The sequence below is a fragment of the Nonomuraea cavernae genome (genome assembly GCF_040655715.1).
Classification (GTDB): Bacteria; Actinomycetota; Actinomycetes; order Streptosporangiales; family Streptosporangiaceae; genus Nonomuraea; species Nonomuraea cavernae_A.
This window is the reverse complement of record NZ_JBFAKL010000033.1, coordinates 64,325-79,596: the sequence shown is the minus strand read 5'-3', so window position 1 is coordinate 79,596 and position 15,272 is coordinate 64,325. Positions and strand designations below refer to the sequence as shown.

12 protein-coding genes are annotated in these 15,272 nt (G+C 69.0%); all 12 read right to left on the bottom strand.

The genetic code is table 11. The features are described from left to right. Positions 1–75: 75 nt before the first annotated feature. Positions 76–1,788 carry an ABC transporter family substrate-binding protein gene (locus AB0I38_RS34745; protein WP_358490734.1) on the bottom strand — a complete coding sequence of 571 codons (1,713 nt, stop codon included), beginning with the start codon at positions 1,786–1,788 and terminating at the stop codon, positions 76–78. Continuing rightward, positions 1,785–3,854: an ABC transporter ATP-binding protein gene (locus AB0I38_RS34740; RefSeq protein WP_358490730.1), complete on the bottom strand. Its 2,070-nt coding sequence runs from the start codon at positions 3,852–3,854 to the stop codon at positions 1,785–1,787. Before AB0I38_RS34740 ends, AB0I38_RS34745 begins: the two co-directional genes overlap by 4 nt. Beyond that, positions 3,851–4,690 (bottom strand): ABC transporter permease, encoded by an 840-nt coding sequence (locus tag AB0I38_RS34735; RefSeq protein WP_358490725.1) that lies wholly within the window; start codon positions 4,688–4,690, stop codon positions 3,851–3,853. Before AB0I38_RS34735 ends, AB0I38_RS34740 begins: the two co-directional genes overlap by 4 nt. Then, complete coding sequence (locus AB0I38_RS34730; RefSeq protein WP_358490720.1) at positions 4,691–5,668, bottom strand: ABC transporter permease; 978 nt, start codon at positions 5,666–5,668, stop codon at positions 4,691–4,693. It abuts the gene before it with no gap. Positions 5,669–6,095: 427 nt separating this feature from the next. After that, on the bottom strand, positions 6,096–7,100 hold the full coding sequence (locus tag AB0I38_RS34725; protein WP_358490716.1) for a sugar phosphate isomerase/epimerase family protein: 1,005 nt from the start codon (positions 7,098–7,100) through the stop codon (positions 6,096–6,098). Further along, a complete protein-coding gene (locus tag AB0I38_RS34720; RefSeq protein WP_358490711.1) occupies positions 7,097–8,254 on the bottom strand; it encodes a Gfo/Idh/MocA family protein in 1,158 nt (385 codons plus the stop codon). The genes AB0I38_RS34725 and AB0I38_RS34720 overlap by 4 nt, the downstream gene beginning before the upstream one ends. A gap of 11 nt (positions 8,255–8,265) precedes the next feature. Next, the gene (locus AB0I38_RS34715; protein WP_358490706.1) at positions 8,266–9,318 is read right to left on the bottom strand and encodes an ABC transporter substrate-binding protein; all 1,053 of its coding nucleotides are present in this window, start codon (positions 9,316–9,318) and stop codon (positions 8,266–8,268) included. Beyond that, a complete protein-coding gene (locus AB0I38_RS34710; RefSeq protein ID WP_358490702.1) occupies positions 9,315–10,259 on the bottom strand; it encodes an ABC transporter permease in 945 nt (314 codons plus the stop codon). The genes AB0I38_RS34715 and AB0I38_RS34710 overlap by 4 nt, the downstream gene beginning before the upstream one ends. Further along, a complete protein-coding gene (locus AB0I38_RS34705; RefSeq protein ID WP_358490694.1) occupies positions 10,259–11,746 on the bottom strand; it encodes a sugar ABC transporter ATP-binding protein in 1,488 nt (495 codons plus the stop codon). Before AB0I38_RS34705 ends, AB0I38_RS34710 begins: the two co-directional genes overlap by 1 nt. Before the next feature lie 22 nt (positions 11,747–11,768). Next, positions 11,769–12,935 carry an ROK family transcriptional regulator gene (locus tag AB0I38_RS34700; RefSeq protein ID WP_358490688.1) on the bottom strand — a complete coding sequence of 389 codons (1,167 nt, stop codon included), beginning with the start codon at positions 12,933–12,935 and terminating at the stop codon, positions 11,769–11,771. 228 nt (positions 12,936–13,163) lie between these two features. Continuing rightward, positions 13,164–14,036, bottom strand: a complete 873-nt coding sequence (locus AB0I38_RS34695) for an SDR family oxidoreductase (RefSeq protein WP_358490685.1) — start codon at positions 14,034–14,036, stop codon at positions 13,164–13,166. A 120-nt stretch (positions 14,037–14,156) separates the two neighbouring features. Further along, positions 14,157–15,224, bottom strand: a complete 1,068-nt coding sequence (locus tag AB0I38_RS34690; protein WP_358490681.1) for an MBL fold metallo-hydrolase — start codon at positions 15,222–15,224, stop codon at positions 14,157–14,159. Between the last annotated feature and the right edge of the window lie 48 nt (positions 15,225–15,272).

The following is a 15,272-nucleotide window of genomic DNA, read 5'->3' as shown; positions in this document are numbered from 1 at the left end:
CCCGGCATCCCCGGCGAAAAGTCGACGAATCCCCCGGCCAGAGCACCGGCCGGGGGATTCGGGTCGCGCGGAGCGTCAGCCGGTGAAGCCGACCGCCGCCCAGTCCACGGACTTGTAGCCCCTGGAGCCGTAGTTGGCGAGCGTCTTCTTGCTCGCGATGATGTCAGGCCGCTGGTACAGCGGGATGGTGTGCACCATGTCCCAGATCAGCTTGTCGGCGGCGTTGGCCTTCTCGATGGCCTTGGCCGGGTCCAGCTCGCTCACCGCCTCCTCGATGGCGGCGTCCAGAGCCGGGTCGCTACCCTTCGGGAAGTTGCTCTCGGAGCCGGTCTTGTAGATCTGCGGCAGCGAGCCGATCGGCAGCGGCGTGCCGATCCAGGAGAACGGCACCAGGTCGAAGTCGCCCTTGATGATGAAGTCGGTGAAGAACTTGTCGTCGGGGACCGGGCGGATCGTGATCTTGATCCCGGCCTCCTTGAGCATGGCCTGGGTCAGCTCGCCCTCCGTCTTGGCATAGGGCACGCCCGCCGGGACGACGAAGCTCAGCGCGAACTCCTTGCCGTCCTTCTTGCGGTATTCGCCTTCCTGCTTCCAGCCGGCCGCGTCGAGCAGCTGCTTGGCCTTCTCCACGTTGTACTTGCCGAGCTCGCCGGAGTTGTCGACGTAGCCCTTGTGGTTGTTCATGAAGACGTGGTTGCCGAGCGTCTGCAGCGGCCAGTCCATGTCCTTCAGGTCGGACTCGGTGATCACGTCACGGTCGATCCCGTAGGCGATGGCCTGGCGGACCGACTTGTCCTTCAGGAACTCGGACTGGTTGTTGACGGTGATGTGCCGCCAGTTCGGGCTGAACGCCTTGCGGATGTCCACCTCGGGGACTTCCTTGGCCCGCTTGAGGTCGGCCGGGCTGCCCGGCGGGATCTCCACGGCGTCGAGTTCGCCGTTGGCGAAGGCGTTCACCTGCGCGGCGGGCGTCTCGATGGTCCGGAAGATGATCTTGTCGAGCTTGGACTTCTTGCCCCACCACTTGTCGTCGCGCACAAGGGTGAGCGTCTTGGTACCCTCGTCGATCTTCTCCACCTTGAAGGGCCCGGCGGTGACCGGGATCTTCTGCAGGTAGTCCTTCTCGTACCCCTCCGGCTTCTCCATGTGGGAGGCGGGGAAGAGATGCGCCGTGCCGCGGTTGAACAGGCCCTGCCACTCGGGGTACGGCTTGGAGAAGGTCACGATGGCGACCTTGTCCGAGTCGCCCTTGGTGACCGACTCGATCCGGTCCCAGCCGTCCGTGGAGGCCGGCTTGTACTTCTTGTCCTCGCCGCTGTTGATCTTCCAGGCGACCTCGAGGTCCTTCCACGTGATCGGCGTGCCGTCCGACCACACGGCCTTGTCGTTGAGCGTGTAGGTGACGACCTGCTTACCCGAGGTCATCTCGTTCTTGACGTCGGTCACAAAGTCGGGATTCGCGGTATGGCTGGCGCCGTCGTCCGACAACATCAGCTGAGGCATGATCGTGTCGAGCATGTCCGCGGTGTCGGACTGGTTGCCGTCGACGTGGTTGCTGTTCCACTGCGACGGCCACTGCCCGATCGCGAGGGTCAGCGTGCTCCCGTCCTTGACCTGCTCGTAGGCGACCGGGTTGATGTTGATGGCGGGGGTCTCCGCCATCTGCTGCTGGGCCTGCTGCGACTGCTCGGCGCCGGGCTTCTTGGCGTCGCCGCCGCCACCACCGCAGGCCGCGACGGCCATGGCCAGGACAGCGAGCCCCGCCGTGGCCTGGTAACGAACCTTCACTTTTCCTCCTGGTCTTCCGAGGCCGGGATGACCTCGATCTGCTCCGCGTAGTGGCAGGCGGCGCCGTGATCCACGGCGTTCGCGAGCCGGTCAACTCTGGGCTCTTCGTCCACGCAGCGCTGCCGCTCCGCCTCGCCGAGACGGGCGAACTTGGGGCAGCGGGTGCGGAACCGGCATCCCGATGGGGGGTCGGCCGGGCTGGGCAGGTCTCCTTCGAGCAGGATCCGCTTGCGGGTCCGTTCCATCTCGGGGTCGGGCAGCGGGATCGCCGACAGAAGCGCCTGGGTGTAGGGGTGCGCGGGGCGGTCGTAGACGTTCTCGACGGCGCCGATCTCGGCGATCCGGCCGAGGTACATGACCGCGACCCGGTCGGCGAGGTGCCTGACCACCGCCAGGTCGTGCGCCACGAACAGGTACGACAGCCCCAGGGTGTTCTTCAGCTCCTCCAGCAGGTTGATGACACCGGCCTGGATGGAGACGTCGAGCGCGGAGACCGGCTCGTCGAGCACGAGGAGCTTCGGGTCCAGCGCGAGCGCCCTGGCGATGCCGATGCGCTGGCGCTGGCCGCCGGAGAAGTGCTGCGGGTAGCGCGTGGCGTACTCCGGCGCCAGCCCGACCAGTTCGAGCAGCTCGGCGACGCGCCCGTTCACGTTCGTGTGACCGTGGGCGCGCAGCGGTTCGGCGACGATGTCGCCGACCGGCATGCGCGGGTCGAGCGCGGCCATCGGGTCCTGGAAGACGATCTGCAGGTCGGCGCGGAGCGCCTTGCGCGAGGACTTGTCCAGCTCGGCGCTGTCCCTGCCGAGCACGACGACCCGGCCGCTCTGCGGGGCCGCCAGCTGCATGATCTGCTGCAGCGTGGTCGTCTTGCCGCAGCCGGACTCGCCGACCAGGGCCAGCGTCTCGCCCTCCGCGATGTCGAAGCTGATGCCGTCGACCGCGTGCACGGTGCCGACCCGGCGCTTGAACACCGCGCCCTTCATGAGCGGGAAGTGCCGGACGAGGTCGGTGAGCTCCAGCACGGTCGCGCGCTGGTCGCGCGGCACGCGCACCACCTCGCTCGGCGGGATGTCCGGGACCGGGAACACGTCGGCGCCCGTCAGGCCCTTGTACTCGATCTCGTTCGAACGGAGGCAGGCCACCTGACGGCCGCCACCGATCGCGACCAGCGGCGGCTCCTCCTCCTCGCACACGTCGATCCGCATCGGGCAGCGCGGCGCGAACGGGCAGCCCGGCGGCAGCGCCGCCGGGGAGGGCGGGGTTCCGTCGATGGGGACCAGCGGCCCCTCCTCGCCGTCGATCCGGGGGATCGACGCCAGCAACCCCATCGTGTAAGGCATCCGCGGCCGGTAGTAGATGTCGTCCACGAGCCCCTGTTCGACCGGCTTGCCCGCGTACATGACGAGCACCCGGTCGGCCATGCCCGCGATGACCCCCAGATCGTGGGTGATCATCACGATGCCGGCGCCCGTCTCCCGCTGCGCGGTCTTGAGCACCTCGAGCACCTGGGCCTGGATGGTCACGTCCAGCGCGGTGGTCGGCTCGTCGCAGATCAGCAGGTCGGGGTCGTTGGCGATGGCCATCGCGATCATCGCGCGCTGCCGCATGCCGCCGGAGAACTCGTGCGGGAAGGCCTTGGCCCGCACGTTCGGGTGCGGGATGCCGACCAGGTCGAGCAGCTCGACGGCGCGCCGGGCCGCCTTGTCCTTGCCCAGCTTCTGGTGGACGCGGACGGCCTCGGCGATCTGGTCGCCGATGGTGTAGACGGGGGTGAACGCCGACAGCGGGTCCTGGAAGATCATGCTGATCGACTTGCCGCGGACCCGGGTCAGCTCTTTCTCGTCGACTCCGACGAGTTCCTGGCCGTGCAGCTTGACCGAGCCGCTGACCTCGGCGTTCTGCGGCAGCAGGCCCATGACGGCGAGCGACGTCACGGACTTGCCCGAGCCCGACTCGCCGACGATGCCGAGCACCTCACCGCGCGCGACCTCGTAGCTGACCCCGCGCACGGCCTGGATGTCGCCGGGGAAGGTGACGGTGAGGTCGTGGACCTCCAAGATGCTCACGAGTTGCTCCCCGGGTCGAGTGCGTCACGCAGTCCGTCGCCGATCAGGTTGATGCTCAGCACCAGGACCACCAGCAGGCCGGCCGGGAACGCGAACAGCCACGGGTAGCCGGTGGCGTTCCGGGCTCCCTCCGCGATCAGCGTGCCGAGCGAGACGTCGGGTGGCTGGATGCCGAAGCCGAAGAACGACAGCGCCGCCTCACCGATGACCGCGCCACTGACGTTGAGCGTCGCGTCGATGATCAGCAGGGAGGACAGGTTCGGCAGGATGTGACGGAAGATGATCTTCCAGCGCGGGATGCCCATGTAGACGGCCGCCAGGACGTACTCCCGCTCGCGCAGCGAGAGCGTCATGCTGCGCACCACCCGGGAGGTGATCATCCAGGCGAATGCCGCGAGCAGCACCACGAACCAGAGCCAGGAGCCGCCTTTCAGCCTCGGCGAGATGATCGCGATGATCAGGAAGCTGGGGAGCACGAGCAGCAGGTCGACGCCCCACATGAGGAGCCGGTCGATCCGGCCGCCGAAATATCCGGCGAACGCGCCCACCACCGCCGCGAGGGCGGTGGAGATGAGCGCCACCAGCAGTCCGATGACGATCGACTTCTGCATGCCGCGCAGCGTGACCGCGTACATGTCCTGGCCGATCGTGGTGGTCCCCCACCAGTGGTCGGCCGAGGGAGGCGAGAGGAAGGCCCGGAAGTCCTTGTCCGTCCACTCGTACGCGCCGATGAACGGGCCGATGTAGGCCAGTGCCACCAGCAGGATCAGGGCAATGCAGCCATAGCGGGCCTGCTTGTTATGCAGCAGTCGGCCGAGTACAACTTTGGAACGCACCTAGTTCACCCGCACTCGAGGATCGAGGGCCGCCACGAGCAGGTCCGACAGGAAGGAGGCGACCAGGACGCAAAGGGAGGCGAAGAGACTCACCGCTGCGACGGCGTTGACGTCGTTCTGGTTGATCGAGTCGACCAGCCAGGCGCCCATGCCGTGCCAGGCGAAGATCTTCTCGGTGAAGGTCGCGCCGGTGAGCATCGTGCCGAACGCGAAGGCGAAGTACGTGGCCGCCGGGATCAGCGCGGTGCGGAGCGCGTGCTTGAACAGCGCGGTCCTGCGCCGGAGCCCCTTGGCCATCGCCGTCCGGACGAAGTCCTGGTTCAGCACGTCGAGCATCATGTTGCGCTGGATGCGGCTGTAGAAGGCGATCGAGCCGAGGCTGAGCGAGATGGTCGGCAGGATCAGGTGGTTCAGCCGGTTGAAGAACTGGTCCCAGCCCGACAGCTTGGGGTTGTACTCGCCCGTGTACTCGATCAGCGTGAACCCCAGCCCGCGGTTCAGGCTGTAGGTGGCGATCGCGAGCAGCGTGGCCAGCACGAAGACCGGGATCGCCATGATCACGAAGGAGCTGACCCCGATCAGGCGGTCGCTGAACCTGTACTGCCTGACGGCGGAGTACGCGCCCAGCCCCACGCCGAGGACGAAGCCCACGAGGGTGCCGACGAACAGCAGCCTGAGGCTGACCCCGATCCGCCGGCCCATCTCGTCGTTGACCGAGCCGCCGTTCCAGGTCCTGCCGAAGTCTCCGGCGACGACGCCCGAGGCCCAGGTCACGTAGCGCTGGAACACGGGGGTCTTGTCGTTGAGGTTGTACTCGTCGAGCGTCGCGTCGACGACGGCCTCGGCGACCGGGGGTTGCCGCCCTTCGTACGCGCCGCGGGGGTTCATGGTGGTCGCAGCCAGCATGTACGCCAAGCTGGCTGCGATCGCGACCAAGATCACATTGGTCGCCAACCTGCGGAGCAGAAATCTGCCCATCACCCTCCGTTCGCGCTGAACGAGGGCCGAGATCACGCGGGAAGGAGGCCCTCACAGCAAAAAAGCCACTTTCACATCAGCAGAAACCCACTTGATGTGAGGATGACTAGCGAATCGGAGAATATCGGACAAAAAGTTACGACCACCAACAGTCAGTCGTAACAGTCAGGTAACCACACTTACCCACCGAAGCGGACAGGCCCCTGACCTGTGCAAACACACTTACTTGGCGACGATTGCCTGTGTCACAAAATCGGGACATAATCCCGACGTAATTGTCGCCGAGCGCCCTTTTGCTGCACCCGGCGACAACTTTATGTCACGAAATACGTACACAAATTACGACCACACACCCCCCTCCACCAGCCCGTCGTGGATTTATGTCACGAAATCCGGACATACCATCACGCGAAGGGAGGCCCAGGGATCAAGTGGTGGAGAACGCGGCGTCGAACGCGGTGGACGGCGGGGTGATGGAGTTGAGCTTGCGGATGAAGCCGAGCGCCTCCCTGGCCCCGTCGAGCCGGTCCATGCCCGCGTCCTCCCACTCGATGGAGATCGGGCCGGTGTATCCGATCGAGTTGAGCGCCCGGAAGCAGTCCTCCCACGGCACGTCGCCCCGGCCGGTGGACACGAAGTCCCAGCCGCGCCGCAGGTCCGCCCAGGGCAGGTGCGAGGACAGGCGTCCGCGACGGCCGTCGCCGACCCGCACGCGGGTGTCCTTGCAGTCGACGTGGTAGATCCGGTCGGCGAAGTCGAGGATGAACGCCACCGGGTCCAGGTCCTGCCAGACCATGTGCGACGGGTCCCAGTTGAGGCCGAAGGCCGGGCGATGGCCGATCGCCTCCAGGGTGCGCTGCGTGGTCACGTAGTCGTAGGCGATCTCGCTCGGGTGGATCTCGTGCGCGAACCGCACGCCCACCTCGTCGAACACGTCGAGGATCGGGTTCCATCGGTCGGCGAAGTCCTGGTAGCCGGCCTCCACCATCGACGCGGGCACCGGCGGGAACATGGCCACCGTGTGCCAGATCGACGAGCCGGTGAAGCCCACGACGGTGTCGACGCCGAGCAGGGCGGCGGCCCGCGCGGTGTTCTTCATGTCCTCGGCCGCCGCCCGGCGCACGGACTCGGGGTCGCCCGACCCCCAGATGCGCGCCGGGAGGATGGCCTGGTGCCGCTCGTCGATGGGGTGGTCACAGACGGCCTGGCCCACCAGGTGGTTGGAGATGGTCCACACCTTGAGGCCGTACTTGTCGAGCTGGGCGTGCTTCCGCTCGACGTACGACGGGTCGGCCACGGCCTGCTCCACGTCGAAGTGGTCGCCCGAGCAGGCGATCTCCAGGCCGTCGTAGCCCCAGTCGGCCGCCAGCCGGCACACCTCCTCGAACGGCAGGTCGGCCCACTGGCCGGTGAACAACGTGACCGGTCTCATGTCTCCTCCACGACTGTGTAGCGGCTGGAGTCAGCCGCGCTGCGCTCTACCGCCGCGAGCACCCGCTGCACCCGCAGCCCGTCGGCGAACGACGGCGACGGGTCGGCGCCCTGGGCGATCGCCTCCAGGAAGTCCTTGATCTCGTGGGTGAAGGTGTGCTCGTAGCCGAGGCCGTGCCCCGGCGGCCACCAGGCGCCCACGTACGGGTGGTCGGGCTCGGTGACGAGGATCCGGGTGAAGCCGCCGCCTCCCTCGCTGACCCACAGCTCGTTCATCGCCTCGAAGTCGAAGGCGAGGCTGCCGAGCGAGCCGTTGATCTCGATGCGCAGCGCATTCTTGCGGCCGGTGGCGAACCGGGTGGCCTCGAAGGAGGCCATCGCGCCGCCGGAGAGCCGCCCGATGAACAGCGCCGCGTCGTCGACCGTGACGGGCCCCGTGGCCGAGCCGCCGCCCGAACCGCTCAACCCGGCCGACGACTCCGGCAGCGGGCGTTCCTTCACGAACGTCTCGGTGAGCGCCGAGACGCCCACCACGTGCTGTCCGGTGACGAACTGGGCGGTGTCGATGATGTGCGCGCCGATGTCGCCGAGCGCGCCCGACCCCGCCTTGTCCTTCTGCAGCCGCCACACCAGCGGGAACCCGGGGTCGACGATCCAGTCCTGCAGATACTGCGCGCGCACGTGCCGGATCTCGCCGAGCCGGCCCTGCTCGACCAGCCGGCGGGCCAGCGCGATCGCGGGCACCCGCCGGTAGTTGAACGCGACCATGGCCCGGCCCGGCGCCGCGGCCGCCGCCTCGACCATGGCCTCGGCCTCGGCGACGGTGTTGGCCAGCGGCTTCTCACAGAGCACGTGCTTGCCGGCGCGCAGCGCCGCGATGGCGATCTCGGCGTGGGAGTCGCCCGGGGTGCAGATGTCGACGATCTGCACGTCGTCACGCCGGACCAGCTCTCTCCAGTCGGTCTCGACGTCCGCCCAGCCGAGGCGGGCGGCGGCGGCCCGCGTGTGCTCCTTCGACCTGCCGGCCAGCACCGCCATCCGCGGCACCAGCGGCAGGTCGAAGAAGGCCCCCGCGTTGCGCCAGGCCTGGGAATGGACCCGGCCCATGAACGCGTAGCCCACCATGCCCACGCCGACGGTGGTTCTTTCTGACATGCGGCCCCCGATCAGGATTCGAAGCCGAGCGGCAGGTACTTCTCTACGTTCTCCTTGGTGATGGTCTCGGACGCAAGGGTGATCGACTGCGGAACTTGGTTCTCCACGAGGTCACTCATGCCCTTCCCCTGGGCGATCAGACGGGCGAGTTTGATCGCCGAGGAGGCCATCGTGGGACTGTAGGTGACCGTCGCCTCCAGCACCGAGCCACCCGACTGGATCTCCTTCATCGCGTTCAGCGAGCCCGCGCCGCCGACCATGACGAACTCGCTCCGGTTCGCCTCCTTGATCGCGGCCAGCACGCCGACGCCCTGGTCGTCGTCGTGGTTCCACAGCGCGTCGATCTTCTTGTGGGCCTGCAGCAGACTGGCCGCCACCTGGTTGCCGGTCTCGACCGTGAACTTGGCGTCCTGCTTGGCGGTGACGCTGAAGCCGTACGTCTTGAGCGCGTCGGCGAAGCCCTTGCTGCGATCCTGCGTCAGCGGCAGGGTGGCGATGCCCTGGATCTCCACGATGACCGGGTTGGAGACGCCCTTCTCCTTGAGCTTGGCGCCGATGTAGTGGCCGGCGGCCACGCCCATGCCGTAGTTGTCGCCGCCGATCCAGGTCCGATAGGCCAGCTTGTCGGGGAAGATGCGGTCGAGGTTGATCACCGGGATGCCCGCCTCGGTCGCCTGCAGGGCGACCTGGTTGAGCTGCTGGCCGTCGTTGGGCAGGATCACCAGCGCGGCCACCTTGGCCGCGATCAGCGACTCGACGGCGGAGATCTGCTGGTTGATGTCGTTCGTCGGCTCGACCGACCTGAACTCCACATCGGTGTACTGCTTCGCGGTGGCCTCGGCGTTCTTGGCGATGGCCGCGATCCAGCCGTGGTCGGCCGCCGGGGCGGAGAAGCCGATCACCACCTTGGTGCCGGGCTGGTCGTTGCCGCTCGCCGCCGGAGCCGGCGCGGCGGCGCTGGTCGGGGCGGCGGCCGGCTCGTTGCTGGTGCAGCCCGTGGCTAACAGAACGGCTCCGCCGACTCCGCCGACGAGGAACCCTCTGCGCGCGACGTTCTCGGTCATCGAATCTCCTTAAGGTTCCGCCGCTGGAGAAGGACGGCGACGACGATGATCAGGCCCTTGGCGATGAGCTGGTCGCTGGTGTTGAGGCCGTTGAGGATGAACAGGTTGGTGATGAGCGTGAAGATGAGCAGGCCGAGGATGGAGCCGATGATCGTGCCCCGGCCGCCGGTGAGCAGGGTGCCGCCGATGATGACGGCCGCGATGGCGTCGAGTTCGTACAGGTCGCCGTGGGTGGACGAGCCGGTCGTGGTGCGCGCCATGATGAGGATCGCGGCGATGCCGCAGCACAGGCCCGACAGCGCGTACAACAGCATGGTGTGCCTGCGCACGTCGATGCCGGCCAGCCGGGCCGCCTCCGGGTTGCCGCCGACCGCGTAGGTGCGGCGGCCGAACGTCGTGCGATTGAGCAGGATCCAGCCGAGCACCACGACCAGCGCGAAGACGTAGACCAGCAGCGGGATGCCGAGCACCCGCGTGGTCGACAGGTCCACGACGGCGGAGTTTCCGGCCTGGATGAGCTGGGTCTTGCGGTCGGACATCCGCTGGGCCAGGCCGCGCGCGGCGACGAGCATGGCCAGCGTGGCGATGAACGGCACCAGCCGCCCGTAGGCGACGAGCAGCCCGTTGACCAGGCCCGCGCCCGTGCCGACCAGGATCGCGCAGACCGCCATGACGAACGGCCCGAACTCCTGCGTGGCCAGGGTGGTCGCCCAGACCGAGGCGAGGGCCATGATGGCGCCCACCGACAGGTCGATGCCGCCCCCGATGATCACGAACGTCGCGCCGACCGTGATCACGCCGATCGTGGCGGCCAGCGACAGCATGCTGACCACGTTGGAGGTGGTGGCGAAGTTGTCCGGCTTGGTGACCAGTCCGACGATCACCAGCAGGCCGATCGCCACGAACAGCCCCAGATGCCGCAGTTCGCCTAACCGGCTCATCAGGCGGCCCTCCCCTCCATGATCATGTCGAGCACGCGGTGCTCGTCGAGGTCTTCGGCGGCGCTCTCGTGGATGACGCTCCCCTCGCGCAGCACCAGGACGCGGTCGGCCAGGCCGAGCACCTCCGGCACCTCACTGGACACGAGCAGCACGCCGATGCCCTGCTCGGCCAGGCCGCGGATCACCGCGTAGAGCTCGGCCCGGGCGCCGACGTCCACGCCCCGGGTCGGCTCGTCGAGCAGCAGCAGCCTGCGCCCGCCGAGCAGCCAGCGGGCCAGCACGGCCTTCTGCTGGTTGCCGCCGGACAGGGTCTTGATCGGGCGTTCGGGGGCGGGCGGCCGGATGTCGAGCGCCTCGACCAGCCGGGCTGCCTCGGCCCGCTCGCGGGCGCGGTCGACCCAGCCGAACCGGGCGAACTCCGGCAGGCTGCCCAGCGTGATGTTGGCGGTCACGCTCTGGTCGAGCAGCAGCGCCTGGGCCTTGCGTTCCTCGGGGGCCAGGCCCATGCCCCGGCGGACGGCGCGGACCACACCGCCGCCCCGTAATCGTTCCCCGGCCAGCACGATCCGGCCGGTCGCGGGGCGCGCGCCGTACACGGCCTCCAGGATCTCCGAGCGGCCGGAGCCGACCAGCCCGGCCAGGCCGACGATCTCGCCCGCGCGCACCGAGAGCGTCACCCCGGCGAACGCGCCGGGCGAGCTCAGGTCCTCGACCCGCAACACCTCGTCGCCGGGACGGCGGGAGGCGCGGGGCGGGAAGACGTACTCGACGTCGCGGCCGGTCATCAACGAGACGATCTGGGAGGTCGACGTCTCGCGGGCGGGCAGGCCGACCGCGACCGTGCGGCCGTCCTTGAGCACCGTGACCCGGTCGCCGATCTCACGGATCTCCTCCAGCCGGTGGGAGATGTAGACCACGGCCACGCCCAGGGCGGTGAGCTCGCGGATGATGCGGAACAGGTTGGCGACCTCGTCGTGGGCGAGCGCGGCCGACGGCTCGTCCATGATGATCAGCCGGGCGTCGTGCGACAGCGCGCGGGCCATCGACACCACCTGCTTGGCCGCCGGCGACAGCCGGCCCACCTCGGCCGACGGCCGGAGCTCGGGGTGGCCGAGCCGGGCCAGCACCTCGCGGGCGGCCCGGTTGCCGGCGGCCCGGTTCACGAAGCCGAGACGGGCGTGCTCGTGGCCGAGGAAGATGTTCTCGGCCACGCTGAGCCCGTCGACCAGGTCCAGTTCCTGGTAGATGGTGGCGAAGCCGAGCCGGATGGCGTCGTTGGGGCTGCCGGGGCTCACCGGCCCGCCGTTGAACTCGATCGTGCCCTCGTCGGGCCGGTGGACTCCGGCCAGCACCTTGATGAGCGTGGACTTTCCGGCGCCGTTCTGGCCGAGCAGGCAGTGCACCTCGCCGGCCCGGACGTCGAGGTCCACCCCGTCCAGCGCGCGCACGCCGGGGAACTGCTTGACGATTCCCCTCATGACCAGCATCGGGGTCTCCCTGGTAGGGGTTCTAGGCGTTCTGGGCGTTGACGATGCGGTTGATGTTGTCGGGTGACAGGTAGTGCTCGATCGCCAGGATCCCGGCGCCCAGCGCGGCGGCGTTGATCCCGGTACGGCTCGGCACGATCGACAGGTGGTGGGTGGCCAGCGGCAGCGACCTGCGGTAGACGGTCTCCCTGATGCCCGCGAGCAGGTGCTCGTGGACTCGCGACAGGGCGCCGCCGATGACGATGACCTCGGGGTTGAAGAAGTTGACCAGGCCGGCGAGCACCTCGCCGATGAGCCGGCCGGCCTCCCTGACCAGCCGCAGCGCCTGGGTGCTGCCCGCCTGTACGAGCGCGACCACGTCGGCGCCCGTCTCGGCGGGCACGCCCAGCTCGGTGAGCCGGCGCGCGACGGCGGCGCCTCCTGCGACGGCCTCCAGGCAGGCACTGTTGCCGCACCGGCAGCCCGCGTCCTCGTGGCCGGACACCCGGATGTGGCCGATGTCGCCCGCCGAGCCCTGGGCGCCGCGGTGCAGCCTGCCCTCGGCCACGATGCCGCAGCCGATGCCGGTACCGACCTTGACGAACAGCAGGTGGCGGGTCTCGGGGAACGCGTTGCGCTGCTCTCCGAGCGCCATCACGTTCACGTCGTTGTCGACGAGCACCGCGCAGTCCGCGAAGTGCTCGGGGATCGGATAGTCGTTCCAGCCGGGCATGATCGGCGGGTTGTTGGGCCGGCCCGTGGCGAACTCGACCGGCCCCGGCACCCCCATGCCCAGCGCCCTGAGCGCCGTCCGGGGCCGGCCTGCCACGCTCAGCAGGCGGCCGAGCCGGTCGTCGACGTGGGCCAGCACGGTCTCGGGTCCCTCGGCCACCAGCAGAGGGTCCTCACACTCGGCCAGCACCTCGCCGGACAGGTCCATCAGCGCGATCCGGCAGTGGGTGGCGCCCAGGTCGACGCCGCCGAACACGTGGTCCTCGGTCTGCAGGCGGAGATGACGCGGCGGGCGGCCGCCGGTGGACTCGCCGCTCTCGGTCTCCTCGACCAGGCCGCGCTCGATGAGCGCGTCGACCCGCTGGGAGACCGTGGATCGGGCCAGGCCGGTGAGCCTGGCCAGGTCGGACCGGGTCGTCGCGGCGCCCGCGCTGATGAGCGTCAGGACATCGCCCGGCGAGCCCGGAATGGGGGTCATGCCGCGACAATAAGATCACAGATGCGGCAAATCAAGAGTGAGAACCGCCCGAACTTGGCTGACTTCCGCCAATCCTCGAACAAAGCCTGATTTTTCCGACCGAAAGCTCGCAGGGCTCCGACGCCGACCCGGACGCTCCGCGTACAGGCCGCAAGCGAAACGGTGGGGACCCCTCCCGTACGGAGAAGTCCCCACCGCCGAGGTGAGACGTATGGAGCGACGTGGCCGCTAGAGCATCGCCTGCATCGAGTCGCCCGCCGTGAGCACGTAGGGCTGCTCGGCCATGACCGTGTCCCAGTTGTCCGCGAGCGCCTCGGGCGTGAGGTCGTCGGTCTTCCAGCCGGGCCCCTCGGCCACGAACACCCGCGCCACCCGGCCGCCGCCGACGCTGAACACCTCGCCGCTCGCCTCGCACGACTCGTGCACCAGGTAGGCGACCAGCGCGCTGACCCGCTCGGGCGTGAACTTCGCCTCGAACTCGGCCGGCAGCAGCGCCTCGGTCATCCGGGTCCAGGCGATCGGGGCGATGGCGTTGGCCTTGATGCCGTTGCGGGCGCCCTCGATGCCGATCGTCTTGGTCAGGCCGACCAGGCCCATCTTGGCCGTGGAGTAGTTGGCCTGGCCGAAGTTGCCGAACAGGCCGGCCGGGCTGGAGGTGTTGACCACGCGGCCGTAACCGGCCTCCTTCATGTACGGGTAGGCGGCCTGACTGACCAGGTAGGAGCCGCGTACGTGCACCGCGAGCACGCTGTCGAAGTCCTCGGGCGTCATCTTGCCGAACGACCTGTCACGCAGGATGCCCGCGTTGTTGACGACGATGTCGATCCGGCCGAACGCGTCGACCGCGGCCTGGACGATCGCCCTGGCGCCCTCGGGGGTGGCGACGTTGTCGGTGTTGGCGACGGCCTGGCCGCCGTTCTTGGTGATGAGCTCGACCACCTCGGCGGCCGGACCCGTGGAGGCGCCGGTGCCGTCGAGCGCGCCGCCCAGGTCGTTGACGACGACCTTCGCGCCCCGCTCGGCCAGCAGGAGCGCGTGCGACCTGCCCAGGCCGTGGCCCGCCCCCGTGACGATCGCGACTCTGTCATCGAACCGAAGCATCGAACCTCCAACACAGGAGAACATCGTTCTAGTACGAGCACAATAACCCGAACGGCGGGAGCCGTGACTGATCGTCGCGCCTGACGCGTCGCCCGGCCCGGCGCGCGGACGAGCTTCGCGTCACGGCCGGCCGGAGGCGAACCACAGGTCCGGCTCACCGGTGACGCGGCGCACCTGGCCTCGGGCCTCCAGCCAGACCAGGTGGGCCAGCGTCTCGTTGTTGGCCGAGCGGCGCATGAACGCCGGGATCGTCTCCCAGGGGCGCGACCAGGTCAGCCGGGTGGCGATGTCCCAGCAGCTGATCCCGTCGGCGGCGCCGACCACGCCCTCGATCTCGGCCAGCCGCTCGTCATGGTGGCCGATCACGTAGTCGACCCGTTCGCCCAGCTCCAGGAACCGGTACTCGTGCGCGGGCAGCACCTCGTCCACGTCGAGCTTGCCCACGACGGCCAGCGAGTCGAGGTAGTCGGCCAGCGGGTTCGGCGAGGACTGCGGGTGCACGGCCACGATGGGCGTGATCTTCGCCAGCACGTGGTCCCCGGAGAACAGCACCTTGCGGGACGGCGACACGAAGCAGAGGTGACCCGGTGAGTGCCCGGGGGTCCAGATGGCCCGCAGGTCCCAGCCGGGCAGGCGCAGCTCCTCGCCGTCCTCGACCAGCCGGTCGGGCTTGGCCATCGCGACCATGTGCCTGATCATCATGGACGCCCCCGCCAGCTCGTCCAGCGTGGGGGCGGGCACGCCGCACCGGTCGAGCAGCGCCCGTTCCCTGCGCACCAGCGAGTCGATGGCGCTCTCGTCGTAGCGCTCGTGCAGGAGGCTCGCGTCGGCCGGGTGCAACGCGATCCAGGCGCCCGACACCTCCCGGACCCGCCCGGCGAGTCCGTAGTGGTCGGGGTGGATGTGGGTGACCAGGACGCCCTTGACGTCGGTGATGGCGTAGCCGGCGGTGGCCAGCCCGGCGACCAGGGCCGAGTAGGCCTCGTCGGTGTCCCACCCGGCGTCGATGATCGCCACGCCGTCGGCCAGCTCCAGCGCGTACACGAGCACGTACCGCAACGGGTTGATCGGGATCGGCACCGGGATCGACCACAGTCCGGGCCGCACCCGCTCGACCTCCGGGATCGTGCCGCCGAGCCACGCCGCCCGCTGCGCCTCGTTGGATGGGGTCACCACAAACTTCGCCATGCCCCTGATTGTGCCCTTGTTCCCCGAACGAAGTTCTACTGGGGGTCA

Coding starts and splice junctions, on each gene's coding strand:
- AB0I38_RS34715 (WP_358490706.1), bottom strand. CDS start 9,318: ATGACCGAGAACGTCGCGCGCAGAGGGTTCCTCGTCGGCGGAGTCGGC.
- AB0I38_RS34730 (WP_358490720.1), bottom strand. CDS start 5,668: ATGGGCAGATTTCTGCTCCGCAGGTTGGCGACCAATGTGATCTTGGTC.
- AB0I38_RS34725 (WP_358490716.1), bottom strand. CDS start 7,100: ATGAGACCGGTCACGTTGTTCACCGGCCAGTGGGCCGACCTGCCGTTC.
- AB0I38_RS34700 (WP_358490688.1), bottom strand. CDS start 12,935: ATGACCCCCATTCCGGGCTCGCCGGGCGATGTCCTGACGCTCATCAGC.
- AB0I38_RS34705 (WP_358490694.1), bottom strand. CDS start 11,746: ATGCTGGTCATGAGGGGAATCGTCAAGCAGTTCCCCGGCGTGCGCGCG.
- AB0I38_RS34720 (WP_358490711.1), bottom strand. CDS start 8,254: ATGTCAGAAAGAACCACCGTCGGCGTGGGCATGGTGGGCTACGCGTTC.
- AB0I38_RS34690 (WP_358490681.1), bottom strand. CDS start 15,224: ATGGCGAAGTTTGTGGTGACCCCATCCAACGAGGCGCAGCGGGCGGCG.
- AB0I38_RS34710 (WP_358490702.1), bottom strand. CDS start 10,259: ATGAGCCGGTTAGGCGAACTGCGGCATCTGGGGCTGTTCGTGGCGATC.
- AB0I38_RS34695 (WP_358490685.1), bottom strand. CDS start 14,036: ATGCTTCGGTTCGATGACAGAGTCGCGATCGTCACGGGGGCGGGCCAC.